The organism is Marivita sp. GX14005 (genome assembly GCF_023370775.1).
Taxonomy (GTDB): domain Bacteria; phylum Pseudomonadota; class Alphaproteobacteria; order Rhodobacterales; family Rhodobacteraceae; genus Marivita.
The window spans coordinates 251,316-277,027 of the sequence record NZ_JAMCCQ010000002.1 but is presented as its reverse complement, the minus strand read 5'-3'; the positions used below and the strand labels follow the sequence as shown (position 1 = coordinate 277,027).

General features: G+C 62.2%; 26 protein-coding genes. 9 read left to right on the top strand and 17 right to left on the bottom strand.

All coding sequences use genetic code 11. The features are described from left to right. Window positions 1-45: 45 nt before the first annotated feature. The 5 genes from pheS to pyk all read right to left on the bottom strand — a co-directional run bounded on the left by pheS (window position 46) and on the right by pyk (window position 3,645). The gene (gene pheS / locus M3465_RS07520) at window positions 46-1,116 is read right to left on the bottom strand and encodes a phenylalanine--tRNA ligase subunit alpha (protein ID WP_249501121.1); all 1,071 of its coding nucleotides are present in this window, start codon (window positions 1,114-1,116) and stop codon (window positions 46-48) included. A gap of 127 nt (window positions 1,117-1,243) precedes the next feature. Continuing rightward, a complete protein-coding gene (gene rplT, locus M3465_RS07515; RefSeq protein ID WP_249501120.1) occupies window positions 1,244-1,609 on the bottom strand; it encodes a 50S ribosomal protein L20 in 366 nt (121 codons plus the stop codon). 12 nt (window positions 1,610-1,621) lie between these two features. Next, a complete protein-coding gene (gene rpmI, locus M3465_RS07510) occupies window positions 1,622-1,822 on the bottom strand; it encodes a 50S ribosomal protein L35 (protein WP_249501119.1) in 201 nt (66 codons plus the stop codon). A 118-nt stretch (window positions 1,823-1,940) separates the two neighbouring features. Next, a complete protein-coding gene (locus M3465_RS07505) occupies window positions 1,941-2,162 on the bottom strand; it encodes a hypothetical protein (protein ID WP_249501118.1) in 222 nt (73 codons plus the stop codon). 37 nt (window positions 2,163-2,199) lie between these two features. Then, window positions 2,200-3,645 (bottom strand): pyruvate kinase, encoded by a 1,446-nt coding sequence (gene pyk / locus M3465_RS07500; RefSeq protein WP_249501117.1) that lies wholly within the window; start codon window positions 3,643-3,645, stop codon window positions 2,200-2,202. 139 nt (window positions 3,646-3,784) lie between these two features. Here pyk and M3465_RS07495 point away from each other — a divergent pair, with 139 nt between their 5' ends. Both M3465_RS07495 and M3465_RS07490 read left to right on the top strand, forming a co-directional pair. Further along, window positions 3,785-4,522, top strand: a complete 738-nt coding sequence (locus tag M3465_RS07495; RefSeq protein ID WP_249501116.1) for an N-formylglutamate amidohydrolase — start codon at window positions 3,785-3,787, stop codon at window positions 4,520-4,522. An 11-nt stretch (window positions 4,523-4,533) separates the two neighbouring features. Further along, window positions 4,534-4,851, top strand: coding sequence for a DUF1244 domain-containing protein (locus tag M3465_RS07490; protein ID WP_249501115.1), 318 nt, complete (start codon window positions 4,534-4,536; stop codon window positions 4,849-4,851). 129 nt (window positions 4,852-4,980) lie between these two features. On the opposite strand, the gene M3465_RS07485 is transcribed toward M3465_RS07490, so the two are convergent. The 4 genes from M3465_RS07485 to M3465_RS07470 all read right to left on the bottom strand — a co-directional run bounded on the left by M3465_RS07485 (window position 4,981) and on the right by M3465_RS07470 (window position 7,195). Beyond that, entirely contained in the window at window positions 4,981-5,553 is a 573-nt protein-coding gene (locus tag M3465_RS07485) for a cob(I)yrinic acid a,c-diamide adenosyltransferase (protein ID WP_249501114.1), read from the bottom strand. A 2-nt stretch (window positions 5,554-5,555) separates the two neighbouring features. Next, the gene (locus tag M3465_RS07480) at window positions 5,556-5,756 is read right to left on the bottom strand and encodes a twin transmembrane helix small protein (RefSeq protein ID WP_249501113.1); all 201 of its coding nucleotides are present in this window, start codon (window positions 5,754-5,756) and stop codon (window positions 5,556-5,558) included. A gap of 67 nt (window positions 5,757-5,823) precedes the next feature. Further along, the gene (locus tag M3465_RS07475) at window positions 5,824-6,648 is read right to left on the bottom strand and encodes an SDR family NAD(P)-dependent oxidoreductase (protein ID WP_249501111.1); all 825 of its coding nucleotides are present in this window, start codon (window positions 6,646-6,648) and stop codon (window positions 5,824-5,826) included. Between the two features lies 1 nt (window position 6,649). Further along, on the bottom strand, window positions 6,650-7,195 hold the full coding sequence (locus M3465_RS07470) for an SH3 domain-containing protein (RefSeq protein WP_249501110.1): 546 nt from the start codon (window positions 7,193-7,195) through the stop codon (window positions 6,650-6,652). A 138-nt stretch (window positions 7,196-7,333) separates the two neighbouring features. Between M3465_RS07470 and M3465_RS07465 the strand changes: the two genes are divergently transcribed. From M3465_RS07465 to M3465_RS07455, 3 genes are all read left to right on the top strand, one after another. After that, window positions 7,334-9,649, top strand: a complete 2,316-nt coding sequence (locus tag M3465_RS07465) for a DNA topoisomerase IV subunit A (protein ID WP_249501610.1) — start codon at window positions 7,334-7,336, stop codon at window positions 9,647-9,649. Window positions 9,650-9,803: 154 nt separating this feature from the next. Next, window positions 9,804-10,562: an electron transfer flavoprotein subunit beta/FixA family protein gene (locus tag M3465_RS07460; RefSeq protein WP_249501109.1), complete on the top strand. Its 759-nt coding sequence runs from the start codon at window positions 9,804-9,806 to the stop codon at window positions 10,560-10,562. Then, window positions 10,562-11,491: an electron transfer flavoprotein subunit alpha/FixB family protein gene (locus M3465_RS07455; protein WP_249501108.1), complete on the top strand. Its 930-nt coding sequence runs from the start codon at window positions 10,562-10,564 to the stop codon at window positions 11,489-11,491. The genes M3465_RS07460 and M3465_RS07455 overlap by 1 nt, the downstream gene beginning before the upstream one ends. A 51-nt stretch (window positions 11,492-11,542) precedes the next feature. Here the strand turns inward: M3465_RS07455 and M3465_RS07450 are convergent, their stop codons facing one another. Beyond that, window positions 11,543-12,361 (bottom strand): DUF6473 family protein, encoded by an 819-nt coding sequence (locus M3465_RS07450; protein WP_249501107.1) that lies wholly within the window; start codon window positions 12,359-12,361, stop codon window positions 11,543-11,545. Between the two features lie 148 nt (window positions 12,362-12,509). Here M3465_RS07450 and M3465_RS07445 point away from each other — a divergent pair, with 148 nt between their 5' ends. Further along, window positions 12,510-13,385, top strand: a complete 876-nt coding sequence (locus tag M3465_RS07445) for a 3-hydroxybutyryl-CoA dehydrogenase (protein WP_249501106.1) — start codon at window positions 12,510-12,512, stop codon at window positions 13,383-13,385. 6 nt (window positions 13,386-13,391) lie between these two features. Here the strand turns inward: M3465_RS07445 and M3465_RS07440 are convergent, their stop codons facing one another. From M3465_RS07440 to M3465_RS07415, 6 genes are read right to left on the bottom strand one after another with little or no spacing between them, the layout of a single operon-like run. Beyond that, window positions 13,392-13,670 (bottom strand): HPr family phosphocarrier protein, encoded by a 279-nt coding sequence (locus M3465_RS07440; RefSeq protein WP_249501105.1) that lies wholly within the window; start codon window positions 13,668-13,670, stop codon window positions 13,392-13,394. A 27-nt stretch (window positions 13,671-13,697) separates the two neighbouring features. Next, window positions 13,698-14,099, bottom strand: a complete 402-nt coding sequence (locus M3465_RS07435) for a PTS sugar transporter subunit IIA (protein WP_249501104.1) — start codon at window positions 14,097-14,099, stop codon at window positions 13,698-13,700. Continuing rightward, window positions 14,096-15,049: an RNase adapter RapZ gene (gene rapZ, locus M3465_RS07430; protein WP_249501103.1), complete on the bottom strand. Its 954-nt coding sequence runs from the start codon at window positions 15,047-15,049 to the stop codon at window positions 14,096-14,098. Before rapZ ends, M3465_RS07435 begins: the two co-directional genes overlap by 4 nt. Continuing rightward, on the bottom strand, window positions 15,042-15,476 hold the full coding sequence (locus tag M3465_RS07425; protein ID WP_249501102.1) for an HPr kinase/phosphorylase: 435 nt from the start codon (window positions 15,474-15,476) through the stop codon (window positions 15,042-15,044). Before M3465_RS07425 ends, rapZ begins: the two co-directional genes overlap by 8 nt. A 4-nt stretch (window positions 15,477-15,480) precedes the next feature. After that, entirely contained in the window at window positions 15,481-17,193 is a 1,713-nt protein-coding gene (locus M3465_RS07420) for a sensor histidine kinase (RefSeq protein ID WP_249501101.1), read from the bottom strand. Between the two features lie 2 nt (window positions 17,194-17,195). Next, entirely contained in the window at window positions 17,196-17,900 is a 705-nt protein-coding gene (locus M3465_RS07415; RefSeq protein WP_249501100.1) for a response regulator transcription factor, read from the bottom strand. A 338-nt stretch (window positions 17,901-18,238) separates the two neighbouring features. On the opposite strand from M3465_RS07415, the gene M3465_RS07410 reads away from it, so the two are divergent. Together M3465_RS07410 and M3465_RS07405 are read left to right on the top strand one after the other, a co-directional pair. Next, window positions 18,239-19,837, top strand: coding sequence for a phosphoenolpyruvate carboxykinase (locus M3465_RS07410; protein WP_249501099.1), 1,599 nt, complete (start codon window positions 18,239-18,241; stop codon window positions 19,835-19,837). Window positions 19,838-20,006: 169 nt separating this feature from the next. Beyond that, complete coding sequence (locus M3465_RS07405; RefSeq protein WP_249501098.1) at window positions 20,007-21,695, top strand: acyl-CoA dehydrogenase family protein; 1,689 nt, start codon at window positions 20,007-20,009, stop codon at window positions 21,693-21,695. 123 nt (window positions 21,696-21,818) lie between these two features. Here the strand turns inward: M3465_RS07405 and M3465_RS07400 are convergent, their stop codons facing one another. Then, window positions 21,819-24,332 (bottom strand): GcvT family protein, encoded by a 2,514-nt coding sequence (locus M3465_RS07400; protein WP_249501097.1) that lies wholly within the window; start codon window positions 24,330-24,332, stop codon window positions 21,819-21,821. A gap of 328 nt (window positions 24,333-24,660) precedes the next feature. Here M3465_RS07400 and M3465_RS07395 point away from each other — a divergent pair, with 328 nt between their 5' ends. After that, complete coding sequence (locus M3465_RS07395) at window positions 24,661-25,707, top strand: rod shape-determining protein (RefSeq protein ID WP_249501096.1); 1,047 nt, start codon at window positions 24,661-24,663, stop codon at window positions 25,705-25,707. Window positions 25,708-25,712 lie beyond the last annotated feature (5 nt).

Sequence of the window (25,712 nt, the reverse complement as noted above, 5' to 3'; positions counted from 1 at the left end):
GCAAAACGAAATTCGAGCGGGGGCGTTCCCGGAAGCGCCGGTGACTCAGCTCAGCCCCCCATGCAACGTCGGCACATCCAGCGCGGCAAAGCCGTAGTGGCGCAGCCATCGCAGGTCTGAATCGAAGAACGCCCGCAGATCCGGTATCCCGTATTTCAGCATCGCGATCCGGTCGATCCCCATGCCGAAAGCAAAGCCCTGCCATTCGTCCGGGTTCACGCCCGCGTTCTCCAGAACCTTGGGGTGCACCATGCCGGAGCCGAGGATCTCCAGCCAGTCGTCGCCTTCGCCCACCTTCAAAGTGCCCTCCTCCCAGGAACAGCGGATGTCCACCTCGGCCGACGGTTCGGTGAACGGGAAATGCGAGGCGCGGAAGCGCAACTCGACGTCATCGACCTCGAAATAGGCCTTTACGAATTCCTCCAGAACCCATTTCAGATTCGCCATCGAAATATCGCGGTCGATCGCCAGCCCCTCGACCTGATGGAACATCGGTGTATGCGTCTGGTCGTAATCGGCGCGGTAGACGCGGCCCGGTGCGATCACGCGAATCGGCGCGCCGGTCTTCTCCATCGTGCGGATCTGCACCGGGCTGGTATGAGTGCGCAGCACATGGGGCGGGCGGTTGTCGCCTGTCGCGCGGTGCATGTAGAACGTGTCCATCTCGGCCCGCGCGGGGTGGTGGCCGGGGATGTTGAGCGCGTCGAAATTATACCAGTCGCTATCGATCTGCGGCCCTTCGGCGACGGCAAAACCCATATCGGCGAAAATCGCGGTGACCTCTTCGGTCACCTGGCTGATCGGGTGGATCGTGCCCTGTCGCCGCGCGCGCCCCGGCAGCGTCACGTCAAGCCATTCGCCGCGGAGCCGTTCATCGAGCGCGGCGTCCTCAAGTGCCGCTTTCTTGGCCAACAGCGCCGAATTGATCTCGGCCTTCAGAGCGTTGAGCGCGGGACCGGCTGTCTGCCGCTCTTCCGGGCTCATCTTGCCAAGCTCGCGCATCTTGAGGCTGATCTCGCCCTTCTTGCCGACAGCCTGAACGCGCAGATCCTCCAGCGTCGCCTCGTCCGAAGCACCCGAAATCAGGCCAAGATACTTGTCGCGCAAATCGTCCATGTCACTCTCCGGCTCGTGTCGCCCGTTCCCTAGCCCCAGCGCCGCAGGGACGCAAGCCGGCGGCGGGTACGAAAAAGCCCCGCCAAATCTGACGGGGCTTTGAAATTTCGAAGTTGCTGCGCAGCTCTTATGCCGGCAACGCGCCTTTGGCCTGATCGACAATCGCGCCGAAGGCTTCGGGCTCGTGCACGGCCAGATCGGCCAGCACCTTGCGATCCACCTCGACACCGGCCAGCGTCAGGCCGTTGATGAAGCGCGAATAGGTCAGCGATTCGTCATGCGCGCGCACGGCGGCGTTGATCCGCTGGATCCACAGGGCGCGGAAATTGCGCTTGCGGTTATGACGGTCGCGGGTCGCGTATTGGTTGGCCTTGTCGACGGCCTGACGGGCAACCTTGAAGGTGTTCTTGCGACGACCGTAATATCCCTTGGCCGCCTTGACGACCTTCTTGTGACGGGCGTGTGTGGTGGTTCCGCCTTTGACTCTGGGCATATCAATTCCTCCTTAGCGCGCGTAGGGCATCATCGGCTTGACGATCTGTTCGTCAGCCTTCGAAAGTACGGTGGTTCCGCGCGCATCGCGGATGAACTTGTTGGTGCGTTTGATCATGCCATGGCGCTTGCCCGCCTGACCGGCCTTGATCCGGCCGGAGGCCGTCACCTTGAACCGCTTCTTGCAGCTCGATTTCGTCTTCATCTTCGGCATTTCCGTCTCCTTGGAAAGATCGGTTGACGCGCGACTCGGTATGCCATCTCGACCGGACGCGCGGGTGGAGGGCGCCGTATAGGCGGGGATCGTTCGGGATGCAAGAGCCCGTCGCCGCTCAGACCCAGGATTGCAGGACGCGCGCCACCACTGCCGGGATCTGCTCGAGCGCGTAGCCGCCGGGTTTCTGGCTCAGCGCGTAGACAATGAATCCGCCCGCGAGGATCAGAATGACGGTCGCGACACGCGGACTACGCCCTTGCGAGATCGCCGAGACAATGGCCGGCAGCGACAGGACGCCGAGCGCCAGACCAAGAACCAATGACGTGTCGGGCGCCATCTGCTCAAACCTCCAAAACGGGTTACTTTGCGGAAGGTTACTCCGGATCGGTGCTGAAAATCAAACGTTCATCGCAGGGCGCAACGCGCAGGATGTTCGTCGTGCCGGGTGTGTTGAATGGCACGCCCGCGGTGACGAGGATCTGGTCGTTCTCGTCCGCATATCCACCCGAGCGGGCGGCGCGGGCGGCATTGACGACCGCCTGCTTGAACCGCTCCAACTCTCCGGTCAGAACGCATTTCGTCCCCCATGTGAGCGCCAGACGCCGCGCTGTGCGCACATAGCTCGTCATCGCGATGATCGGCACGCGTGGGCGTTCGCGCGCGGTCAAAAGCGCAGTGGCACCAGAGGAGGTGAAACAGCAGATCGCCTTGATGTCGGTCGTCTCGGCGATCTCGCGCGCGGCGGCGACGATACCGTCGGCCACGGTTTCGCGCTTGGCGGTACGCGAGGCTTCGATGATCTCTGTATAGGTCGGGTCGCTTTCGACCTCGATGGCGACATTGTTCATCGTGGTGACGGCCTCGACAGGATAGTCGCCGGCGGCCGATTCCGCGCTCAGCATGATGGCGTCGGAGCCCTCGTAGATCGCGGTCGCCACATCGGACACTTCGGCCCGTGTCGGCATCGGGGATTCGATCATGGATTCCAGCATCTGCGTCGCCACGATCACCGGCTTGGCCGCGGATCTGCACCGCCGGATCAGACGCTTCTGGATCGGCGGCACGTTTTGCACCGGAAGTTCGACGCCCAGATCGCCGCGCGCCACCATGATCCCGTCGGACACGGCGAGGATATCCTCGAACGCCTTGACGCCTGCCGGCTTCTCGATCTTCGACAGGATCGCCGCGCGGCCCTTCGACAGCTCGCGCGCTTCTTTCACGTCCTCGGCCCGTTGAACGAAACTCAAAGCCAGCCAGTCGACCCCCAGCTCGCAGACGAATTCCAGATCCGCCCGATCCTTCTCTGACAGCGCGGCCAGCGGCAGCACCACATCGGGAACATTCACCCCCTTGCGGTTGGAGATCGTGCCGCCCGTCAACACGGTGCAATCGGCGAAATCCTTGCCGCAGCTTTCGACCTTGAGGCGGATCTTGCCGTCATTCACGAGCAAATGCGACCCCGGTTCGAGCGCAGCGAAGATCTCGGGATGCGGCAGCGTCACGCGGGTGGCATCGCCCTCGCGCTCGGCCAGATCGAGGCGGAAGGCCGCGCCTTCTTCAAGCTCTTCCTCGCCATTGGCGAACGTGCCGACACGCAGTTTCGGGCCTTGCAGATCGGCCAGAATGGCGATCGTGCTGCCAAGATCCTGCTCGACCTTGCGGATGATGGCATGACGCTCGGCAATTTCATCGTGACTGCCATGGCTCATGTTGAGCCGGAACACATCCGCGCCCGCCTCGTGCAGTGCGCGGATCATTTCATAGCTCGACGAGGCCGGTCCGAGGGTGGCAACGATCTTCACATTCCGCAAACGTCTCATTCATGGTCCTGTCTGTTGGGCGGGGCGACATCCGAGGCGCCCGCATCACTTCGTTATCGCTAACGGCTCGCCGCGCCATTGTCCATTTCCCTTTCCCGCACAACTTGACTAAAGGGTGCGACCGGGAGAATCCGCATCGATGTCGTATCTACCTTACTTTGTGCATGCCGAGAACCGCGCATCGCGATGGCTGATCACCTGCGATCACGCGCATAACACGGTGCCGCCGGATCTGGGCGGTACCCTCGGGCTGCCAGAGGCCGACATGACGCGCCACATCGCCTTCGACCCTGGCGCGGCGGGGGTTTCGCTGGCGCTCGCCGATGCTCTTGGAGGGACGGCGATCCTGACGAATTTCTCCCGCCTCGTGATCGATCCCAACCGGGGCGAGGACGATCCGACGCTGCTGATGCGGCTTTATGACGGATCGGTCGTTCCGGGCAACCGCAGCGCCGGAGCGGACGAAAAGGCGCGCCGGCTCGAGGCCTATTACCGCCCCTATCACGCGGAGCTGGAGCGATTGGCGAATCGCCGGGACGATACCGTGATCGTGTCGATCCATTCCTACACCCGGCAGTTGCGCGGCCGGCCGAGCCGGCCCTGGCATGTCGGGATCCTTCACGGCTATGACAGCCGGCTGTCCGATCCGCTGATCGCTCGTCTTCAGGCCGAACCCGATCTCGTCGTGGGGCGCAACGAGCCCTATCCGGGGCATCTTCCGGGCGATACGATCGACCGACATGCCTTGCATTGCGGACGCCTCAATACACTTATCGAATTGCGTAACGATTTGATCGAAACCGAAGCCGCGCAGGAAGCCTGGGGGCAGCGCCTTGCGCCCCTTCTGGCGGCCGCGCTGGCCGAAAGCGAACGCTGAAAGGAGTTAGCATGGACGACCAGACCCGCATCCAGATCGAGGCCGCGGCCTTCCGCCGGCTGCGCCGGCACCTGATCGAGGATCGCCCTGACGCGCAGAATATCGACATGATGAACCTGGCCGGTTTTTGCCGCAATTGCCTGAGTCGCTGGTATCAGGAAGCGGCCAACGAGCGCGGAATCGAGATGGGCAAGGACGAGGCCCGCAAGATCTTCTACGGCATGCCGATGTCCGAATGGAAGGCACGCTATCAGACAGAGGCGAGCGAGGCGCAGAAGGCGGCGTTCGAGACCGCCTTCAAGGAAAACGTGACGGATCGCGAAGGCTGAAAGCCGGGTGCCGATGCGGTGACGCATCGGGTATTTCGGTCGACCGAAATACCCCGCCGGAGGCGGGGGTGAGGGCTCTGCCCTCACACTCCCGAGGTATTTTAGGCCCAAAGAAGCCGGAAGGGCGCCTCAGCGGTTGGCGCCGGGCACCCAGAGCACGTCGTTCTTGCCATCGTCATTCGCGATACGCGCGGCGACGAAGAACCAGTCGCTCAGCCTGTTGAGGTATCTGATCGCCGCCGGGTTGATCTCTTCGGTGGACGCGAGTTCGACCGCGCGCCGCTCGGCCCGTCGGGCGACCGTCCGGCATTGGTGCAGATATGCCGAAAGCGCCGAGCCACCCGGCAGGATGAAGCTGCGCAGCGGCTCGAGACGGGCGTTCATCGCGTCGATTTCGGCTTCCAGCCTGTCGATCTGGGACGCGACCATGCGCAGCGGGGGGTATTCGGCGTCCTTGTCGCCCGACAGGTCCGGCCGGCAAAGATCGGCGCCAAGGTCGAAAAGATCGTTCTGGATCCGCGAAAGCTGCGCATCCATCTCATCCGAGGCGTGCAGGCGCGCCAGCCCCAGAACCGCGTTCAACTCGTCGCTCGTGCCATAGGCTTCCACGCGCGCGTCGTATTTGGCGACGCGCGTGCCGTCGCCCAGCGCGGTTTCTCCGGCATCGCCAGTGCGTGTGTAGATCTTGTTCAGAACGACCATGGTCAGGCTCCCCTTACCCAGACGAAGAGCAGGATCAGGATCACCGCCAGAAACTGCGCGATGATGCGCCAGCGCATCGCCTTGTTGGCATATTTCTTGTTGAAGTCTCCGCCCTTGGCAAAGCTGCCGATGCCGAAGACCAGCACGGCGACAACCGCCAGACAGGCGATTGCGACAATGATGAATAGCGGATCGTTCGTCATGGCGAGCCCCGTTCAGCTTCGGATGATGCGCCATGTAGCCGTAGCTTGCCTGAAGGCGAATGGAAAGTCAGCCTTTGGACAAAACCCAATCGAGCATTCGCGCGGGCAGGATACGGCGGGCGATGGCCATCGCGTGCGTTGGCGCAGTAACGGCATAGCGCGGTTTCGGTCGGCGGGCGTTCAAGGCCCGGATCACCGCATCGGTGACGGAGGAGGCGGGCCATTGACGGCCTTTGCTGCCCTCGTGCAGCTGCTCCAGCAAAGATTCTTCATATTGGCGGCGCCGCGCGGAAGCTGTCCAGTCGACCCATCGTTCGAACTGGCGGATCGCGTTTGCGCGGAATTCCGTCGCGATCGGCCCCGGCTCGATCAGCACCACGTCGATCCCGGCATCTGCCATCTCCATGCGCAGCACATCGGCATAACCTTCGAGCGCGAACTTGCTGGACACATAGGCGCCGCGATAGCGCATCCCGACGAGGCCGAGCACCGATGAGTTGAGCAGGATGCGCCCGCGCCCGGCCGCGCGCATTGCGGGAATGATATGGCGGTTCAGGTCGTGCCAACCGAGGAAATTGGCCTCCAGCTGCGCCCGCAAGGCGGCGGTCGGAATATCCTCGAGCGGGCCGGGTATGGCATAGGCGCCGTTGTGGAACACGGCATCAAGATGACCGCCGGTTGCCTCCAGCACCTGCTGCGCGCCTTGCGCGATACTGCGCTCGTCTTCGTAATCGATGCGCGGCGCCATGAACCCTTCGGCTTCGCGCATCGCGCAATCCTCCATCCGCCGGCAGGACGCGAACACAGTCCAGCCGAGCGCGTTCAGTCGTCGCGCCGTATCGAGGCCGATGCCGGAGGAACAGCCGGTGATCAGGATGTTGCGGGTCTTCACGTCAGTTCGCGGCGCTTACGAGCCAATCGGCCATCCAGCCATCCTCGCCGCTCGCCGAGGCGCGGATATGCAGCCAGCCATCCCCCTCGTCGTCAATCACCTCGATCATGTCGTTGCGCTGCAACTGTCCGATCACGGCGAAATCGGTGCCGGGGCCGGCGCGCATGTTCACGCGGTCGCCATCGACGAAGCGAAGATCCGGCCCGCTTTGTATTTCGGGTTTCGGCGGCACGGGCGTTGCAATCGTCGCCGTGTCTTCAGCAGCGGACGCCATCTGCTCCACCGACGCCAACGAGACACCGCTGAGCACCGGGTCGAGCGATGTTTCGGGCTCCGGAGCGGCGCGGGCCGGCACGACGTCGGTCAAGCGGCTTGCGCTGGTATCGGCGCGCGCGACGAGATCGGCAGACTGCGACCTGGGCGCCACGGGCTTCGGTTGCGCGAATATCCGCAAGGAATTTTCGCCCGGCACAAAATCCGCGCCTCCTGACAATTCGTAAAACGCCAACGCCATGACGGCGAAGGCAATTATGATATATCTATTCATTTCATCCCCCAGCGGCCCTGTTCCACCAGTGCCGCGCGCACAGAATACTCCGATTCTGCTGCCCGGCGCGCCCTGAGAGGCGAAAATAATGCGCGCAATTGCTTTACGGCATCAGAGGGGGTGGCTATCACATCCGCCATGACCGATCCTGTCGACACTCCCGATCCAAATTCCCGCGATGTGGCCGAACCACTGCGCCGCGCGATCGGCGAGCGATATCTGACATACGCGCTTTCGACGATCATGCACCGCGCGCTTCCCGATGCGCGCGACGGGCTCAAGCCGGTGCATCGCCGTATCCTTTACGCAATGCGCGAATTGCGGTTGAGTTCCACGGGGGGGTTCCGCAAATCGGCCAAGATCAGCGGCGACGTGATGGGCAACTATCACCCGCATGGCGACGCCGCGATCTATGACGCGATGGCGCGGCTGGCGCAGGATTTCGCGGTTCGCTATCCGCTGGTCGACGGGCAGGGAAATTTCGGCAATATCGACGGCGACAACCCCGCCGCTGCCCGCTACACCGAAGCGCGGCTCACGCAGGTCGCCGAGGCGCTACTTGACGTGCTGAACGAAAACGCGGTCGATTTTCGTGACAATTACGACGGCACGCTCACCGAACCGGCTGTCCTGCCGGCGCAGTTTCCGAACCTTCTGGCAAATGGCGCGTCGGGCATCGCGGTCGGGATGGCCACGAACATCCCGCCGCACAACATCGCGGAACTGATCGACGCGTGCCTGCATCTCATCGCCACCCCGGATGCGCGTGACGACACGTTGCTCAACTACGTTCCGGGCCCCGATTTCCCGACCGGTGGCGTCATCGTCGAGGATCGCGAGACGCTTGCGCAGGCCTATCGCACCGGCCGCGGCTCGATGCGGCTCCGCTGCAAATGGGAGGTCGAGGATCTCGGGCGTGGTCAGTGGCAGATCGTCGTGACCGAAATTCCCTATCAGGTGCAGAAATCCAAGTTGGTCGAGCGTCTGGCCGAGGTGATCCAGACCAAGAAAGTCCCGATCCTCGCCGATATCCGCGACGAGAGCGCCGACGACATCCGCATGGTGCTTGAGCCGCGTTCGAAGAACGTGGATCCGAATGTCCTGATGAACATGCTCTATCGCAATTCCGATCTGGAAGTGCGGTTCTCGCTCAACATGAACGTGCTGATCGACGGGCTGACGCCCAAGGTTTGCTCCATGAAGGAGGTGCTGCGCGCGTTTCTCGACTTCCGGCGCGAGGTTCTGATCCGGCGCAGTCAGCACCGGATGGACAAGATCGATCATCGGCTCGAAGTTCTCGAAGGCCTTATCGTCGCCTTTCTGAACCTGGACCGTGTCATCGATATCATTCGTTATGACGACGATCCCAAGGCGGCGCTGATGCGCGAGGATTGGGGCAAGGATCATCCCCGCGCGCGCGACGAGGCGGATTACGTATCGCCGCCTGAGGCGAAAGGCGAGATTGGCCTGACGGAAGTTCAGACCGAAGCAATCCTGAACATGCGCCTTCGGTCGCTGCGCAAGCTCGAAGAGATGGAGTTGGTGGCCGAGCGCGACAGGTTGATGGAAGAGCGCGCCGGGCTCGAGGACCTGCTGGACAGTGTCGATCTGCAATGGTCGGCGGTGTCCCGGCAGCTCAAGGAGGTCAAGAAGACCTTCGGCAAGGATTATCCCGGCGGAAAGCGCCGGACGACATTCGCCGAAGCCGGCGAGGTCGAAGATGTGCCGCTAGAAGCGATGATCGAGCGCGAACCCATCACGGTGGTCTGCTCGCAGATGGGCTGGATCCGCGCGATGACAGGCCATATCGATCTGGCGCGCGAGTTGAAGTTCAAGGACGGTGATGGCCCGCGCTTCATCTTCCACGCCGAAACGACTGACCGACTGCTGGTCTTCGGCTCCAATGGGCGGTTCTATACGCTATCGGCGGCAAATCTGCCCGGCGGGCGCGGTATGGGTGAGCCGCTGCGCCTGATGGTCGATCTGCCCAACGAGGCGCAGATCGTCGATTTGTTCATTCACAAACCCGGCCGCAAGCTGATGGTCGCATCGAGCGCCGGCGACGGGTTCATCGTGCCGGAAAGCGACGTGGTGGCCCAGACCCGTGCCGGCAAACAGGTGCTGAACGTGCGCGGCGACGTGACGGCGAAGCTGTGCAAGCCGGTGGCGGGCGATGCGGTGGCCGTGGTTGGCGAAAACCGCAAGGTTCTCGTGTTTCCCTTGGACGAATTGCCCGAAATGTCGCGCGGCAAGGGTGTTCGGCTGCAGAAATACAAGGATGGTGGCCTGTCGGATGCCACGACCTTCGCCTTGGAAAACGGCCTGTCATGGCTTGATCCCGCCGGGCGCACGCGCACGCAGACCGATCTGGCCGAATGGACGGGCAAACGCGCCGGAAGCGGACGTATGGCACCGCGCGGCTTTCCCCGCGACAACAGGTTCAACCAAATCTGACCCGGCCGGGCGAAGGATCAGCGGAAACGCGGCGTCCGATGGCGCTAACGGGGCGATTTTGGCCTGTTTCCCCAGTGATCAGTTAGGTAAGCCTTGGCCGGAACGAAACGTCAGAATCGCGGTGTCGCCGCGATACAACGGAAGGAACGCGCTTATGAAGGTCCTCGTGCCGGTCAAACGCGTGATCGACTACAACGTGAAGGTTCGCGTCAAGGCGGACGGTTCGGGTGTCGATCTCGCCAATGTGAAGATGTCGATGAACCCGTTCGACGAAATCGCCGTCGAAGAGGCGATCCGCCTGAAGGAAAACGGCAAGGCCGACGAGATCGTTGCCGTCAGCATCGGTGTCAAGCAAAGTCAGGAAACCCTGCGCACCGCGCTGGCGATGGGCGCTGATCGCGCGATCCTGATCGTGGCCGCCGACGACGTGCATCAGGATATCGAACCGCTGGCCGTTGCCAAGATTCTCGCTAAGGTGATCGAGGAGGAACAGCCCGGCCTTGTGCTGTGCGGCAAGCAGGCCATCGACAACGACATGAACGCCACCGGTCAGATGCTGTCGGCGCTGCTCGGCTGGTCGCAGGCGATGTATGCCAACAAGGTCGATATCGACGGCGATCATGCCGTGGTCACGCGCGAGGTCGATGGCGGGCTGCAGACCGTGAAGGTCAAGCTGCCGACCATCATCTCGACCGATTTGCGCCTGAACGAGCCGCGCTACGCATCGCTGCCGAACATCATGAAGGCCAAGAAAAAGCCGATGGACGAGAAAACCGCCGCCGATTACGGCGTCGATACCGCGCCGCGGCTGGAGATCGTGAAAACCTCCGAACCCGAAGAGCGGGCGGCGGGCATCAAGGTCGGCTCGGTCGATGAACTGGTGGCGAAACTCAAGGAAGCGGGGGCCGTGTGATGAGCGTTCTTCTGATTGCAGAAATCAATGACGGCGCGCTGGCGATGGATGCCACCGCCAAGGCCGTGAGTGCCGCGCGCGAGCTGGGCGATGTCGTCGTTCTGGCCGCAGGGGCGAGCGCCAAGGCCGCCGCCGACGAAGCCGCGACAATCGAGGGGGTCTCGAAGGTTCTGCTGGCCGAAGACGATCTCTACGGCCACCGCCTTGCCGAACCCGTTGCCGCCCTGATCGCGTCGCTTGCCGGCGACTATTCGCATATCGCCGCGCCGGCGACCACGGACGCCAAGAACATCCTGCCGCGCGTTGCCGCGCTGCTCGACGTGATGATCCTGACGGATGTGACCAAGGTCGTGGATGCCGACACGTTCGAGCGCCCGATCTATGCCGGAAACGCGATCCAGACGGTGAAATCGGCGGACGACAAGAAGGTCATCACCTTCCGCACCTCCACATTCGATGCGGCGCCCACGGGCGGATCTGCGTCGGTCGAGACTATCGCCACCGGCGACAATCCCGGCCTGTCCGAATGGGTCGAGGACAAGGTCGCCGAAAGCGATCGCCCCGAACTGACCTCTGCGGGAATCGTCGTCTCCGGCGGGCGCGGCATCGGCTCCGAAGAAGATTTCGCCATGATCGAGAAACTGGCGGACAAGCTGGGCGCGGCGGTCGGTGCATCGCGCGCTGCGGTCGATTCCGGTTTCGCACCGAACGACTGGCAGGTCGGCCAGACGGGCAAGGTCGTCGCACCCGATCTCTATATCGCGGTCGGCATCTCGGGCGCGATCCAGCATCTGGCCGGCATGAAGGACAGCAAGATCATCGTCGCCATCAACAAGGACGAGGAAGCGCCGATCTTTCAGGTGGCCGATTACGGGCTTGTGGCCGATCTCTTCACCGCCGTGCCCGAACTGACCGAAAAGCTCGGCTAGGCAGGTATTCGCGGCTTTTGAGACGGCGCGCCATCGTGGCGCGCCGTTTTCTCATTGCAGCGCCCCCGCAATCGCATCCTGAAGCGCGCGGGCCGCTGCTTCATGGGCGGATCTTCCGGGCAATCGCGCAGCCCGGCCCGTTTCGAGCGGCGATACAGTCGTATCGTCGTGTCCTTCGGCCCATGGGTCTGCAACGAGTTCCACCGTTTCGAACGCATGTGGTTGAAGACGTTCGACCATGCGCCGATCAAGGAAAATCTCGCCATCCTCAAGGTCGTCCTTCGACTTCTCCGGCGCGAAGGGCGCGAACCAGAACAGGATGACCTCACTGCTCATGTGCGCGATCAACTGCTGCATCCGGGCATGCCATGCGATGCGCGCCTCCTCCGCGACAAGCGCGAACCGGTCCGGGCAGATGCTACGGAGGCGCGTGAGCATGTGCCGCGTGAAATGCACCTCGGTGAAATCCATTTCGGGATACAGTGCCTTGAGCGCGCTCGACGCCTTGACGAACCGGTCATTGCGGCGCGGATGCACCGTGTAATAGCGGTTCGATCCGTTGTGGCAGCCCGTCAGCTGGATGATCGCCAGCCGCGCCTGAGCCGCAGTGCAAAGCGCGCCGGCGTCGTTCAGATAGGCATCGACACCCGTATTCTCCACCCCGAGATTGACAACGGCCCGGCCCAGCATGGTTTCAAGCCGCACCGGCCATGGATCGGCGACGAAACGGCCATAGGTTTCGCACCCGCCCAGACAGGCGATGTATGGCGATTGCAACGTCTTGCACGGCCCGCGGAACCAAAGCCGTGATCCATTGTAGTGACATGGCGCATAATCAATCGAATGATCGCGCATGGAGGAAACAAGCATATCCCCAACCCCTTTATCTACCCATGGTCGAGACTGGGGCGATTCGGTTCCCAAAAAGCTAAAGCTAAAATGCGGTCTTTCTCCCGATCCGCCTTGCAGCCCCCTGCCCCACGCGCCATTGTGCCGGCGGAACGGACGGAGCGTGTAAATGGCAGTCAATTCAATCGGTGTCGTCGGCGCCGGCCAGATGGGAAACGGTATCGCGCATGTGATGGCGCTGGCCGGGTATGACGTTGTCCTGAACGACATCAGCGAAGATGCGCTGAAAAAAGCCCTCGAATTGATCGAACGCAATCTCGACCGCCAGGTCACCCGCGAGAAGATCACGCCCGAGGAGCGCGACAATGCACTCTCCCGCATCACCTTGTCGCAAGACCTTCCTCAAGTGGCGCAGACCGATCTGGTGATCGAGGCGGCAACCGAAGACGAGGCGATCAAGCAAAAGATCTTCGACGGTTTGCTGCCGCATCTGGGCGAAAACACGATCCTGACCTCGAACACCTCCTCCATCTCGATCACCCGGCTGGCAAGCCGTACTGATCGCCCCGAGAAATTCATGGGGTTCCATTTCATGAACCCCGTTCCGGTGATGCAGCTTGTCGAACTGATCCGCGGCATCGCCACCGATCGGGAGACCTACGAAACCTGTCTCGGCGTTGTCGAAAAGCTGGGTAAAACCGCGGCATCGGCCGAGGATTTCCCCGCTTTCATCGTCAACCGCATCCTGATGCCGATGATCAACGAAGCGGTTTACACGCTTTACGAAGGGGTCGGAAACGTCAACTCCATCGATCAATCGATGAAGCTGGGCGCGAACCATCCGATGGGGCCGCTGGAACTGGCCGATTTCATCGGACTCGACACCTGCCTCGCGATCATGAACGTGCTGCATGACGGGCTGGCCGATACGAAATACCGCCCCTGCCCCCTGCTGACGAAATATGTCGAAGCCGGTTGGCTTGGACGCAAGACGAAACGCGGCTTTTACGACTATCGCGGCGATACCCCGGTGCCGACCCGGTAGAACGGCTCAGGCGTTTTCGCCGAACCGATCCGCCACCAGCGTTTCGATCGCTGCGGCAAGCGCCTCCGCGTCGGGGCCGCGGGTTATGACCTCGATTGTCGTGCCCTTCGACGCGGCGAGCATGAGAAGCCCCATGATGCTGTCTCCGGGCGCGGTCGTGCCCTCGCGCCGCACCTCCGCGCTGGCATCGAACCCTTCGACCACCTCGACCAGCTTGGCCGAGGCACGGGCATGCAGGCCCTTTTCGTTCACGATCTTCAGCTTCCGCTGCGCCGTTTCGTTCATGCGCATGCGCCCCCAAACCTGCCCCAATCAGACGTTGTGATCGAGGCTCATATCCTGACTGTCAATATATTTACGCCCGGCTTCAAGTGCGGCGCGCACGGCATCGGGCACGGATTTGTCGCGGCTTTTCGCCAGTTTGATCAACATCGGAAGGTTCGCGCCATAGACGATGCGCCGGTTCTGCGGCCGGCAGGCGCGCAGGCTCAGGTTCGACGGCGATCCGCCGAACATATCGGTCACGATCACGACACCGCCGCCGGTATCGACCTCGTCGGCCCTGGCGCAGATCTCGGTTTGCTTGGCATCGCGGTTGTGGTCGCTGGCGATCGAAACGGCGACCATGCCCTTTTGGCGACCGACGACATGTTCGACCGCAGCAAGATATTCCTGCGCCAGGCCCCCATGCGCGACGATGACGATCCCGATCACTTTGCTGCCTTTCCAACTTCCGGCGCTGACGAATTGCCGGAGGCCGCGATCCCGCGTCGCGCCAATTCCTTGTGGTTCAGTGCCACCCGCCACCCCTGCTGTGCAAGAGTTGACGCAACGTCCTGTGCCATCACGACGGAGCGATGTTGCCCCCCGGTGCATCCGATTCCGACAACGAAATGCGTTTTGCCCTCTGCTTCTATACTCGGAAGCATGAAAAGCAACAGATCGCGGACGCGCTGCGCAAAACCGTCGTATCTTTCATCGGCTTGCACGAACGCCCGGACGGGGCCGTCGAGGCCCGTGCCGTCACGCAGGTCATCGTTCCAGTGCGGGTTGGCAAGGAACCGGCAGTCGAACACCATGTCAGCACCGTTCGGAATCCCGCGCTTGTAGGAGAAGGACTGCACCGTGACGGACAAGCTCTGGCCTGCCCCGTCAGCAAACCATTGATGCAGTTCGCTCTTGAGATCATGCGGCGACAGGTCGGATGTGTCGATCACGATATCGGCCCGCTGCTCGATCGGTCCGAGCAGCGCGATCTCCTGCAGGATGCCCGCCTCCGGTGCGTCCAACGGAGTTAGCGGATGGCGACGACGTGTTTCCGAGTAGCGCCTTAACAAAACATCGGGGCGACAATCGAGATAGAGCAGCGCGACACCGCCATCCCGGCTTCGGGACAGCCCGCCATGAAGATCAATCAGCGCAGACAGCGAGAAATCGCGGTTTCGCACATCGATACCCAGCGCGAGCGGATGATCGAGCGGCGCGCCATCGAAGAGACGCGGGATCATCCTCAACGGGATGTTGTCGATCGTCTCGAACCCCAGATCTTCGAGCACGTTAAGAGCCGTTGCCCGCCCCGCACCGGACGGGCCGGTTACCAGCACGATGCGGTTGCGGTCCGGGCCGGTCTCGGGGTTTCGGGTCATGGCGCTTTCGCTATTCATCAACTCGCTCTACGCTGTTGAGATATTGTATCAAAGCGGCGGGAAAATGCCGGTGCGCGACATTGTGAATAAGCGGGAAACGTATTCCCAGATAGGTGATGGATCGCTCGGGCGGCATCCGTTCGGTTTCCGATTGGTCAAGATCGACGACAAGTGCGAGCGGAATATCGGATACATGTTCGGCCCGGATCAGGCCGACGCCTCGCGCCTCGATCATGCCGGCTATAGGCTTCGGACAGGTCAAGACAACGCCATTGCCGTGCGGATTGAGGCGGACCTGATCGTCGGCCACCAGAACCGCGCCCCGCGCCATCATTTCCAGCGCAAGCGCCGATTTACCGGACCCAGACGCCCCGATTATCAACACCGCCCGCCCGTTGACCGCCACCGCCGAGCCATGCAGCACCATAGACGGGAGCGGCACCATCGGCCTAAAGCGGGAGGCCCACCACGAACCGGGCGCCGAGCGGCTCGGACGTGGCGTCGGCTTCGGTCGGGCGGATATTCTCCGCCCAGATCACACCGCCATGCGCTTCGACGATCTGTTTCGAAATGGCGAGGCCGAGGCCGGAATTATTGCCAAAATCGGTTTCCGGGCGCTGCGAGTAGAAGCGTTTGAAGATCTTGGTCAAGGCTTCGTCCGGGATGCCGGGGCCGGTATCCTCCACGACGATGAGCACGCGGTTCTCGCGCTGGCGCGCCCAGAGGCGTATCGCGTCGCCATCCTCGCAAAAGCTGATCGCGTTGGTGATGAGGTTGACGAAAACCTGCGCCAGACGCGCTTCGAGCCCATGCACCGGGATCGGTCGCGACGGCAGATCGGTGATGAATTCAATCCCCCGTTTGCGGGCATCTTCGCCGAGGAACTGCGACAGGTTGCCCAGCATGTCTAGCAGATTGAACTGCGTTTCCTCTTCCTTCACCAATTCGCTGTCGAGCCGCGACGCGTTGGAGATATCGCTGACCAGCCGGTCGAGCCGGCGCACGTCATGGTCAATCACGTCCAGCAGCCGGTCGACCTGATCCGGGCGCTTGGCGACGCGCAAGGTGCCCACCGCCGAACGCAGAGAGGCCAGCGGGTTCTTGATCTCATGTGCCACGTCTGCCGCGAATTGTTCATTCGCATCGATCCTGTCGTAAAGCGCGGCCACCATTCCGCGCAGCGCGCCGGACAGGCGGCCGATCTCGTCGGGCCGCGCCGTCAGGTCGGGAATCCGGATGCGGCCGGAAGACACGTTCCGGCGGTTGCGCTCCCGTCCGACCTCCGCGGCATCGGCCAGATTGGAAATCGGGTTGGAGATCGTCGATGCCAAAACGAGGCTCAGCCCGATGGAGACAAGCGTCGCGATCACGAACATCTGCAACACGTTTTCCCGCTCCAGCCGCACCGCGGCGTCGATCTCGGGAGCATAGCTTACCAGAGCGACGGTTCCGGCCACCCCGTCCTCGACCTCGATCGGGCTGAGCGCGGTGAAAATCGTCGCGCCGTTCGGCCCTTCGCTGCGATCCACGCGGGTTCGCGCCGGGTCCGTCTGCTCGATCTGGCGGCGCAGGATATCCTCCAGCGTCAATGAATCGAACGCCGGATCGGACCGGAACACCGATGAAACGCTCGTCCAGACGGTCAGCAGGAAATCGGAGATGACCGTCGGCTTCTCGGGCGCGGCCAACAAATCCGAGGCCTCGTTTCCGCCGATTTCGCCGACAAGAAACCGCGCCGCATCGAAGACGAAGAGTTGCGCGCTCGGAGGCACATTGACCCCCTCGAGCACCGCGGCCACATCGACACCGTCGCCGGTGCCCAGATTGACCGCCTCTTTCCCACGCAAGGCAGTCTCGAACACATCGGCGACAAGCTCCGCCTCGACCCGGACATTCGCCGCCTTTTGTTCAGCCAGCGTATCGCGGGAGGAATTGAGAAAAAGAACGCCCGCGACCAGGAAATTGAGCGCGACGAGGTTGAAGGTGATGATCTTGCGGGTCAGCGGAGAGCGGTTGAGCGAAAACAGCCCGCGCCGTTCGCTGCTGTCGCGCACTTCGGAATCGACCGTCCGGTCAGGGGCGATCCAATCGTCCCCGAGCACCACATCTGCATCCTTGCGAGACCCGGATTTCCCGATGTCCACACCCTCGACCAATGCCATAGTCACTCTTCGTTATAGCGATAACCGATACCATAAAGCGTCTCGATCGCCGAGAACTCGCTATCGACAGTGCGCATCTTCTTGCGAAGCCGCTTGATATGGCTGTCGATGGTCCGGTCATCGACATAGACCTGATCGTCATAGGCCACATCCATCAGCTGATCGCGCGATTTGACGAAACCGGGGCGCTGCGCCAGCGCCTGCAACAGCAGGAATTCCGTGACGGTCAGGGACACATCCTGCCCTTTCCAGGAGACGGAATGGCGCAGCGGATCCATCGTCAATTCGCCCCGCACCATCAGCTTGGCCTCTTCGACCTCGCCGCCGGCGGCATCGCTGGCCATGGTATCCTGCCGCCGAAGCAAAGCGCGGATGCGTTCGACCAGGAGCCTTTGGGAAAAAGGCTTTTTGACATAATCGTCCGCCCCCATGCGAAGGCCCAGAACCTCGTCGATCTCGTCGTCTTTGGAGGTCAGGAAAATCACCGGCATCTTCGATTTCTGACGCACGCGCTGAAGCAGGTCCATTCCGTCCATGCGCGGCATCTTGATGTCGAAGACGGCCATGTCCGGCATCTTCTTGTTGAACGCATCCAAGGCAGATTGCCCGTCATTATAGGTTTCGACCTCGAACCCTTCGGCTTCGAGCGTGATTGCGACAGATGTCAGGATGTTCCTGTCATCGTCCACAAGGGCGATTTTCGACATGGGGGTGTTCCTTGTACTGCTCTCAATTATATTTTTCTGCCATTATGCGTGTTTTTCAGCATCCCGCCAATCCAATTTTGCGAATCACTTCCATCCTTCTTCCCCATTGAGGCGCAAAAACCCTTACGGATGACTAATTTGCATCACCACATTCGCACGCCGCAGCCGCTGGTTGCGCTAACCGCCGTTTGGTTGCGCTAACGACACGTTTGGATCCTGTTCAGTTTCGGAATGCTCATGTTAAGACCGCGATACCGCGGGCGCGCCGCCCGGGGCGGACCGCGTCTGCGGCCCTCGACGATACCGCCGCTGATCGCGCGGCTACAGGAGCTTGGCAAATGACATTTGGACGGGTTAACCCGGAATTCCGGCTTGAGGATCAACAGATCGACGGGCTTGGCAATGTCTATTACAACCTTACCGAGCCGGCCCTGATCCAGGCCGCTCTTGAACGCGAGGAAGGCACGCTCGGAAAGGGCGGCGCGTTTCTTGTCACCACCGGCAAGTTCACCGGCCGGTCCCCCAAGGACAAGCATGTCGTCAAGACGGGCGATGTCGCCGACAAGATCTGGTGGGACAACAATGCCGAGATGTCCCCCGAAGGGTTCGACGCGCTTTATCGCGACATGCTCGAGCATATGAAGGGCCGCGATTACTATGTTCAGGATCTCGTCGGCGGCGCCGATCCGAAACACGCCATTGATGTGCGGTTCGTCACCGAACTGGCCTGGCACAGCCTGTTCATCCGCCACATGATGCGCCGTCCCGAGCGCGACGATCTGGGAACGTTCGTCGCCGATTTCACCGTGTTCAACTGCCCGTCTTTCCAGGCCGATCCCGAAAAGCACGATTGCCGCAGCGAAACCGTGATCGCGATGAATTTCGACCGCAAGATGATCCTGATCGGTGGCACCGAATATGCCGGGGAGAACAAGAAATCCGTGTTCTCGCTGCTCAACTACCTGCTGCCGGAGAAGGGCATCATGCCGATGCATTGCTCGGCCAATCATGCTGTCGGCAATCCAGTCGATACCGCGATCTTCTTCGGCCTTTCCGGCACTGGTAAAACAACGCTGTCGGCCGATCCGAACCGCGTGCTGATCGGCGACGACGAACACGGCTGGTCCGATCGCGGCACCTTCAACTTCGAAGGCGGGTGCTATGCCAAGACGATCAACCTGAGCCCGGAGGCGGAGCCGGAGATCTACGCCACGACGAGCAAGTTCGCCACCGTGATCGAGAACATGGTGTTCGATCCCGAAACCTTCGATCTGGATTTCGAGGATGACAGCCTGACCGCGAACATGCGCTGCGCCTATCCGCTCGATTATATCTCCAACGCGTCCAAAACCGCTCTCGGCGGGCATCCCAAGAACATCATCATGCTCACCTGTGATGCGTTCGGCGTGCTGCCGCCCATCGCGCGGCTGACACCGGCGCAGGCGATGTATCACTTCCTGTCGGGCTTCACCTCAAAGGTGGCCGGCACCGAGCGCGGCGTGACCGAGCCGGAGCCGACCTTTTCCACCTGTTTCGGCGCGCCCTTCATGCCCCGCCGGCCCGAGGTTTACGGCAACCTTCTGCGCGAGAAGATCGCGTCACATGGCGCGACCTGCTGGCTGGTCAATACCGGCTGGACTGGCGGCGCCTATGGCACCGGGCAACGCATGCCGATCAAGGCAACGCGCGCCTTGCTGACCGCCGCGCTGGATGGCAGCCTCGCCGAGGCCGAGTTCCGCAAGGATCCCAATTTCGGCTTCGATGTGCCGGTCGCCGTCGAAGGTGTGCCGGATATGCTGCTCGATCCGCGCCGGACGTGGAACGACAAGGACGCCTATGACGCGCAAGCCGAAAAGCTGGTGCAGATGTTTGCCGACAATTTCGCGCAATACGTCCCGTATATCGATGACGACGTGAAAGCCGCCGCAATCGGCTGAGCATAGCCCGTCCGGGCCGCTGCGAAACGGCCCGGACCCTCATTCCGCAGCGCAGCACGCAAGCCGCAAGCGCGCAATTTTCGATCATCCACGCTTTTAATTCGGCATTTAAGTTGCGCTGCACCTGCGAAGTGCTATCTATGCAGCAAGCGACAGAAGGATGCGATTCATGGCCCATGACGGACAAGACCTCACCCTGACCCCGGGCGCCATTCTGCCCGATCTGCTGACCCTGACGAAGGCGGCCCTGCCCGCCGCGAACGATATTCTGGAGCGCGCGACCGCGCGGGTTCGCACCATGGTCGAGGCGGACGGGCGCATCTCCGGCGCGCTGATCGAAACGCATCAGACGGCGGCGCATGCGCTTGCCTGGCTCGCCACCTATGTCGAATCCCTCCGCCAGATGCAGGGCTGGGCCGAACGGCTGGATGCAGAAGGCGCGTTCGGCGAAGTGGAGCAACTGATCCACCAAATCGCCTTCGGCGAATATCTGTGGCAGATCCACGGCGGCATCCAGATGAACCAGGGCGAAATCGTGCGCCTTAAGGACATCGGTCTGAGCCAAGAAGACACCAGCAAATTCCTGACGACCGAGGTGATGCAGCTTACTGGTGAGGGCAACACGCAGGCCGCGCGCACGCGCCTTGTCGAACTGATGCAGGAGCGCAGCGCGGAACTGACCGTCGGCGCCTGCGGGCTCGACGACGAACTTGGCATGATCCGCGAACAATTCCGCCGCTTCTCCGCCGACCGGGTCGAACCCCATGCCCATGAATGGCACCTCAAAGATGAGCTGATTCCGATGGAAATCATCGACGAGCTTGCCGAAATGGGCGTGTTCGGCCTGACCATCCCCGAAAACCTCGGCGGTCTGGGCCTGTCCAAGGCATCCATGTGCGTCGTCTCCGAAGAATTGTCGCGCGGCTATATCGGCGTCGGCTCGCTCGGCACCCGCTCCGAAATCGCGGCAGAACTGGTGCTTGCCGGCGGCACGGATGAGCAAAAGGAAAAGTGGCTGCCCGGCCTGGCCTCGGGCGAGATCCTGCCCACCGCCGTCTTTACCGAACCCAACACCGGCTCCGATCTCGGCGCGCTGCGCACGCGCGGCGTGAAGGACGAAAACGGCGACTGGATTCTGAACGGCAACAAGACGTGGATCACCCATGCCGCGCGCACCCATGTGATGACCGTGCTGGCGCGAACGGTGCCGGATACCGACGATTACAAGGGCCTGTCGATGTTCATGGCCGAAAAGACCCCCGGAACGGATGATGCACCCTGGCAGGACGCAGGCATCTCCGGCGGCGAGATCGAGGTGCTCGGCTATCGCGGGATGAAGGAATACACCGTCAACTTCGATGATTTCAAAGTGAAGGGCGAGAACCTGCTGGGCATGGAAGAGGGCAAGGGGTTCAAGCAACTCATGGAGACATTTGAATCCGCCCGCATCCAGACTGCCGCCCGCGCCATCGGCGTCGCGCAATCCGCGCTCGACGAAGGCATGGCCTACGCGCAGGACCGCAAGCAATTCGGCAAGACGCTCATCAACTTCCCGCGCGTCGCTTCGAAACTGGCGATGATGGCGGTCGAAATCATGGTGGCGCGTCAGCTCACCTATTTCTCCGCCCGCGAAAAGGACGAAGGCCGCCGCTGCGATCTGGAGGCCGGCATGGCCAAGCTGCTCGGCGCCCGCGTCGCGTGGGCCGCCGCCGACAACGCGCTGCAGATCCACGGCGGCAATGGTTTCGCGCTGGAATACAAGATCAGCCGCATCCTCTGCGACGCCCGCATCCTCAACATCTTCGAAGGCGCAGCAGAGATTCAGGCGCAAGTGATCGCCCGCCGGTTGCTTGGCTGAATAACCGGCTTGCGCGCAGATCCGGCGTCATTGCGCTGCTTTCTTCTTGCCGGAAATATCCCGGGGGTTCGGGGGGCTGGCCCCCCGTCCTGTCGGATCGGCCGCCGCACCGATCCGACACGGTCACCCATCGATGCGGATCGCCTCATTCGCGGGATCGTAGGGGCTGTCCCGCACAATTTCCGCATCCCAAAGCGTATCGAACATCTTGACCTGCAGCCTCGTCCCCGGCACGGCCAGGTCCGGGCTCACATAGCCCATGCCGATCGACTTGCCGAAGGCCACCGAATACCCCCCCGAGGTCAGCCGCCCGACGCGCCTGCCCCCATCGTAAAGCGCCTCGCGCCCCCAGGGGTCCGCATCTTGTGGACCGTCGATCAGCAGCGTGCAGCATTTCGACCGAACGCCGGTCCGCTCCATCGCGTCCTTGCCGCGAAACTCCTTCGACAGATCGACGAAACGCGGCAGGTCGGCCTCCAGCGGCGTGGCATCACGGCCCAATTCGTTGCCGAAGGCACGATAGCTCTTTTCCTGCCGCAGCCAGTTCTGCGCCCGCGCACCGACCAGCCTCATGTCGTGGCCAGCGCCGGCCTCCATCAGCCGGTCCCAAAGGTAAGTCTGCATCTCGATCGGGTGGTGCAATTCCCAACCAAGCTCGCCCGTATAGGCCACCCGAATCGCGCGCACCGGACACATGCCAAGCTCGATATCGCGGCAGGACAGCCACGGGAACCGCTTGTTGCTCAGCACGGTATCGGGATCGGCATCCTTGACGATCTCTTTCAGCACATCGCGCGAACTCGGCCCGGCAATGGCGAACACGCCCCATTTCGTCGTGACGTTCTCGATCCCCATCCAGTTATCAGGCCCGGCATTTTCGGCCCACCAATCCTCTTCGGCCTTTTTCAGATAATCGCTGTCATAGGCTTCCCACGCACCTGCAGAGACCAGATAGTATTCGTCCTCCGCAAGCCGGACGATGGTGTATTCCGTCCGCACCGTGCCCGCTTCGGTCAGCGCATAGGTCAGGTTGATCCGCCCGACTTTCGGCAAGGCGTTGCAGGTGAACCAGTCAAGGAACGCCGAAGCGCCGGGGCCGAAAACGCGGTGCTTGGCGAAGGCGGTCGCGTCGATCAGCCCGACGCCCTCGCGGATCGCCTTGGCTTCCTCCACCGCATATTGCCACCATGCGCCGCGCCGAAAAGACCGCGCGTCATGGTCGAACGTATCCGCCGCATCGAGCGGGCCGTAGTAATTCGGCCGTTCCCAGCCGTTCACACAGCCGAACTGCGCGCCTAGCGCCTTTTGCCGGTCGTAGGCCGGAGCGGTGCGCAAAGGACGGCAGGCGGGGCGCTCCTCGTCGGGGTGATGCAGGACATAGACATGTTCATACGCCTCCTCGTTCTTGCGCGCGGCGTATTCGGTGGTCATCCAGTCGCCGTAGCGTTTGGGGTCGAGCGAGGCCATGTCGATCTCGGCCTCGCCCTCCACCATCATCTGCGCAAGGTAATATCCGGTGCCACCCGCCGCCGTGATGCCGAAGGAAAACCCCTCGGCGAGCCACATGTTGCGCAGTCCCGGCGCCGGGCCGACCAGCGGGTTGCCATCGGGCGTGTAACAGATCGGGCCGTTGAAATCGTCCTTGAGCCCCACCTCCTCCGAAGACGGAATCCGGTGGATCATGCTCATGTATTCCTCTTCGATCCGCTCCAGATCGAGCGGGAAGAGATCGGCGCGAAAACTGTCCGGCACACCGTATTCGAACCGCGCGGGGGCGTTCCGTTCATAAGGCCCGAGAATCCAGCCGCCGCGTTCCTCGCGCACATACCATTTGGCATCGGCATCGCGCAGGACAGGATGCTCCGGGTTGCCGGCCTTGCGCCATTCGACCAGCGCCGGGTCGGGCTCGGTGACGATAAACTGATGCTCCACCGGGATCGCCGGGATCTTGATCCCGAGCAGTTTCGCCGTCCGCTGAGGATGATTGCCCGTGGCCGTAACAACGTGTTCCGCGTGGATGACGGCCCGTTCGTCCGACGGCACCAGATTGCCGCCCTTTTCGACCATCTTCGTGCAGGTGACCTCCCAATGATCGCCCGTCCAGCGATAGCCATCGGCTTGCCATTTGCGCTCTACTCTCACGCCTCGCTGACGCGCGCCCTTGGCCATCGCCATCGTCACATCGGCCGGATTGATGTAACCATCCGTCGGGTGGTAAATCGCGCCAACCAGATCTTCGGTCCGCACCAGCGGATAGCGTTCCTTGATCTGCGCGGGGCTGAGCCATTCATAGGGCACGCCGCAGGTCTCGGCGGTCGAGGCATAAAGCATGTATTCGTCCATGCGCGCCTGGCTCTGGGCCATCCGCAAATTGCCGACCACGGAAAACCCCGCATTGAGGCCGGTTTCCTCCTCCAGTGTCTTGTAGAACCGGATCGAATAGTCATGGATATGCGTCGTCGCATAGCTCATGTTGAAATACGGCAGAAGCCCGGCCGCGTGCCATGTCGAGCCGCTCGTCAACTCATCGCGTTCGAGCAGCATCACGTCGTCCCATCCCGCGCGGGCAAGGTGATAGGCGATCGACGTGCCGACAGCGCCGCCGCCGACGACCAGAGCTTTGACATGCGTTTTCATGCGCCGGATCCTTTTGGAAATCTTGAGCGATACATCGCGCCAATCAACGTGTCGCGCGGAAATCCTTCCGACGCAATAAGCGGCGAAAACGACCTTTGCGCCATATCGCGCGCTGCAGGATGATAGGTCAGCCAGCGTGACCCATTGTTTCGCATGCGAAACATTGAGACCGCTTCGGACCTATCTCGCGCCCGGCGGCGCGAGGCAAATTCATGCTGATTACCCTTCCGCAAGCCCTTTCGCCGGACACCCGGCGCGCCTATAAGAACCCCGGCCTGCGCCTCCAAAGAGTCGCGGGCCGTGCATTTATTTCTGGGGCAGGGCGTATATGTTGGGACTGGACAAAATCATGGGCATGTTTTCCTCGGACATGGCCATAGACCTCGGGACCGCGAATACGCTGGTCTACATCAAGGGCCGGGGTGTCGTCCTGTCCGAGCCATCCGTCGTCGCCTATCACATCAAGGACGGTCAGAAGAAAGTCCTCGCCGTGGGCGAGGATGCCAAGCTGATGCTCGGCCGCACGCCCGGCAGCATCGAGGCGATCCGCCCGATGCGCGAAGGCGTGATCGCCGATTTCGATGTGGCGGAGGAGATGATCAAGCATTTCATCCGCAAGGTGCATCGCCGCTCGACCTTCTCCAAACCCAAGATCATCGTCTGCGTGCCGCATGGCGCGACCCCGGTTGAAAAGCGCGCGATCCGGCAATCGGTGCTCTCTGCGGGCGCGCGCAAGGCCGGGCTGATCGCGGAGCCCATCGCGGCGGCCATCGGCGCGGGGATGCCGATCACCGATCCGACCGGCAACATGGTCGTCGATATCGGCGGCGGCACCACCGAGGTCGCTGTTCTGAGCCTTGGCGATATCGTCTATGCCCGCTCGGTCCGCGTCGGCGGGGACCGGATGGATGAGGCGATCATCAACTACCTGCGCCGCCAGCAGAACCTGCTTGTCGGCGATTCAACCGCCGAGCGGATCAAGACCTCCATCGGCACTGCCCGGATGCCCGATGACGGGCGCGGCGCGTCCATGCAGATCCGGGGGCGCGATCTCTTGAACGGCGTGCCCAAGGAAACGGAAATCAGCCAGGCGCAGGTCGCCGAGGCGCTTTCCGAGCCGGTGCAGCAGATCTGCGAGGCGGTGATGACCGCGCTTGAAGCGACGCCGCCCGACCTTGCGGCCGATATCGTGGATCGCGGCGTCATGCTGACGGGCGGCGGCGCGCTGCTCGGCGATCTTGATCTGGCGTTGCGCGAACAGACGGGGCTTGCCGTGTCCATCGCGGATGAAAGCCTCAATTGCGTGGCGATGGGCACTGGCAAGGCGCTCGAATATGAACGACAATTGCGCCACGCCATCGATTACGACAGCTGATCCGC

Bases quoted from the DNA above. Each gene is read 5' to 3' on its own strand.
- M3465_RS07395 (WP_249501096.1), top strand. From the start codon at position 24,661: ATGTTGGGACTGGACAAAATCATGGGCATGTTTTCCTCGGACATGGCC.
- pyk (WP_249501117.1), bottom strand. From the start codon at position 3,645: ATGAGACGTTTGCGGAATGTGAAGATCGTTGCCACCCTCGGACCGGCC.
- M3465_RS07415 (WP_249501100.1), bottom strand. From the start codon at position 17,900: ATGTCGAAAATCGCCCTTGTGGACGATGACAGGAACATCCTGACATCT.
- M3465_RS07420 (WP_249501101.1), bottom strand. From the start codon at position 17,193: ATGGCATTGGTCGAGGGTGTGGACATCGGGAAATCCGGGTCTCGCAAG.
- M3465_RS07400 (WP_249501097.1), bottom strand. From the start codon at position 24,332: ATGAAAACGCATGTCAAAGCTCTGGTCGTCGGCGGCGGCGCTGTCGGC.
- M3465_RS07440 (WP_249501105.1), bottom strand. From the start codon at position 13,670: ATGAACGAAACGGCGCAGCGGAAGCTGAAGATCGTGAACGAAAAGGGC.
- M3465_RS07460 (WP_249501109.1), top strand. From the start codon at position 9,804: ATGAAGGTCCTCGTGCCGGTCAAACGCGTGATCGACTACAACGTGAAG.
- M3465_RS07490 (WP_249501115.1), top strand. From the start codon at position 4,534: ATGGACGACCAGACCCGCATCCAGATCGAGGCCGCGGCCTTCCGCCGG.
- M3465_RS07410 (WP_249501099.1), top strand. From the start codon at position 18,239: ATGACATTTGGACGGGTTAACCCGGAATTCCGGCTTGAGGATCAACAG.
- pheS (WP_249501121.1), bottom strand. From the start codon at position 1,116: ATGGACGATTTGCGCGACAAGTATCTTGGCCTGATTTCGGGTGCTTCG.
- M3465_RS07485 (WP_249501114.1), bottom strand. From the start codon at position 5,553: ATGGTCGTTCTGAACAAGATCTACACACGCACTGGCGATGCCGGAGAA.
- M3465_RS07445 (WP_249501106.1), top strand. From the start codon at position 12,510: ATGGCAGTCAATTCAATCGGTGTCGTCGGCGCCGGCCAGATGGGAAAC.
- rplT (WP_249501120.1), bottom strand. From the start codon at position 1,609: ATGCCCAGAGTCAAAGGCGGAACCACCACACACGCCCGTCACAAGAAG.
- M3465_RS07495 (WP_249501116.1), top strand. From the start codon at position 3,785: ATGTCGTATCTACCTTACTTTGTGCATGCCGAGAACCGCGCATCGCGA.
- M3465_RS07450 (WP_249501107.1), bottom strand. From the start codon at position 12,361: ATGCTTGTTTCCTCCATGCGCGATCATTCGATTGATTATGCGCCATGT.
- M3465_RS07425 (WP_249501102.1), bottom strand. From the start codon at position 15,476: ATGGTGCCGCTCCCGTCTATGGTGCTGCATGGCTCGGCGGTGGCGGTC.
- M3465_RS07470 (WP_249501110.1), bottom strand. From the start codon at position 7,195: ATGAATAGATATATCATAATTGCCTTCGCCGTCATGGCGTTGGCGTTT.
- M3465_RS07405 (WP_249501098.1), top strand. From the start codon at position 20,007: ATGGCCCATGACGGACAAGACCTCACCCTGACCCCGGGCGCCATTCTG.
- rapZ (WP_249501103.1), bottom strand. From the start codon at position 15,049: ATGAATAGCGAAAGCGCCATGACCCGAAACCCCGAGACCGGCCCGGAC.
- rpmI (WP_249501119.1), bottom strand. From the start codon at position 1,822: ATGCCGAAGATGAAGACGAAATCGAGCTGCAAGAAGCGGTTCAAGGTG.
- M3465_RS07505 (WP_249501118.1), bottom strand. From the start codon at position 2,162: ATGGCGCCCGACACGTCATTGGTTCTTGGTCTGGCGCTCGGCGTCCTG.
- M3465_RS07465 (WP_249501610.1), top strand. From the start codon at position 7,334: ATGACCGATCCTGTCGACACTCCCGATCCAAATTCCCGCGATGTGGCC.
- M3465_RS07480 (WP_249501113.1), bottom strand. From the start codon at position 5,756: ATGACGAACGATCCGCTATTCATCATTGTCGCAATCGCCTGTCTGGCG.
- M3465_RS07455 (WP_249501108.1), top strand. From the start codon at position 10,562: ATGAGCGTTCTTCTGATTGCAGAAATCAATGACGGCGCGCTGGCGATG.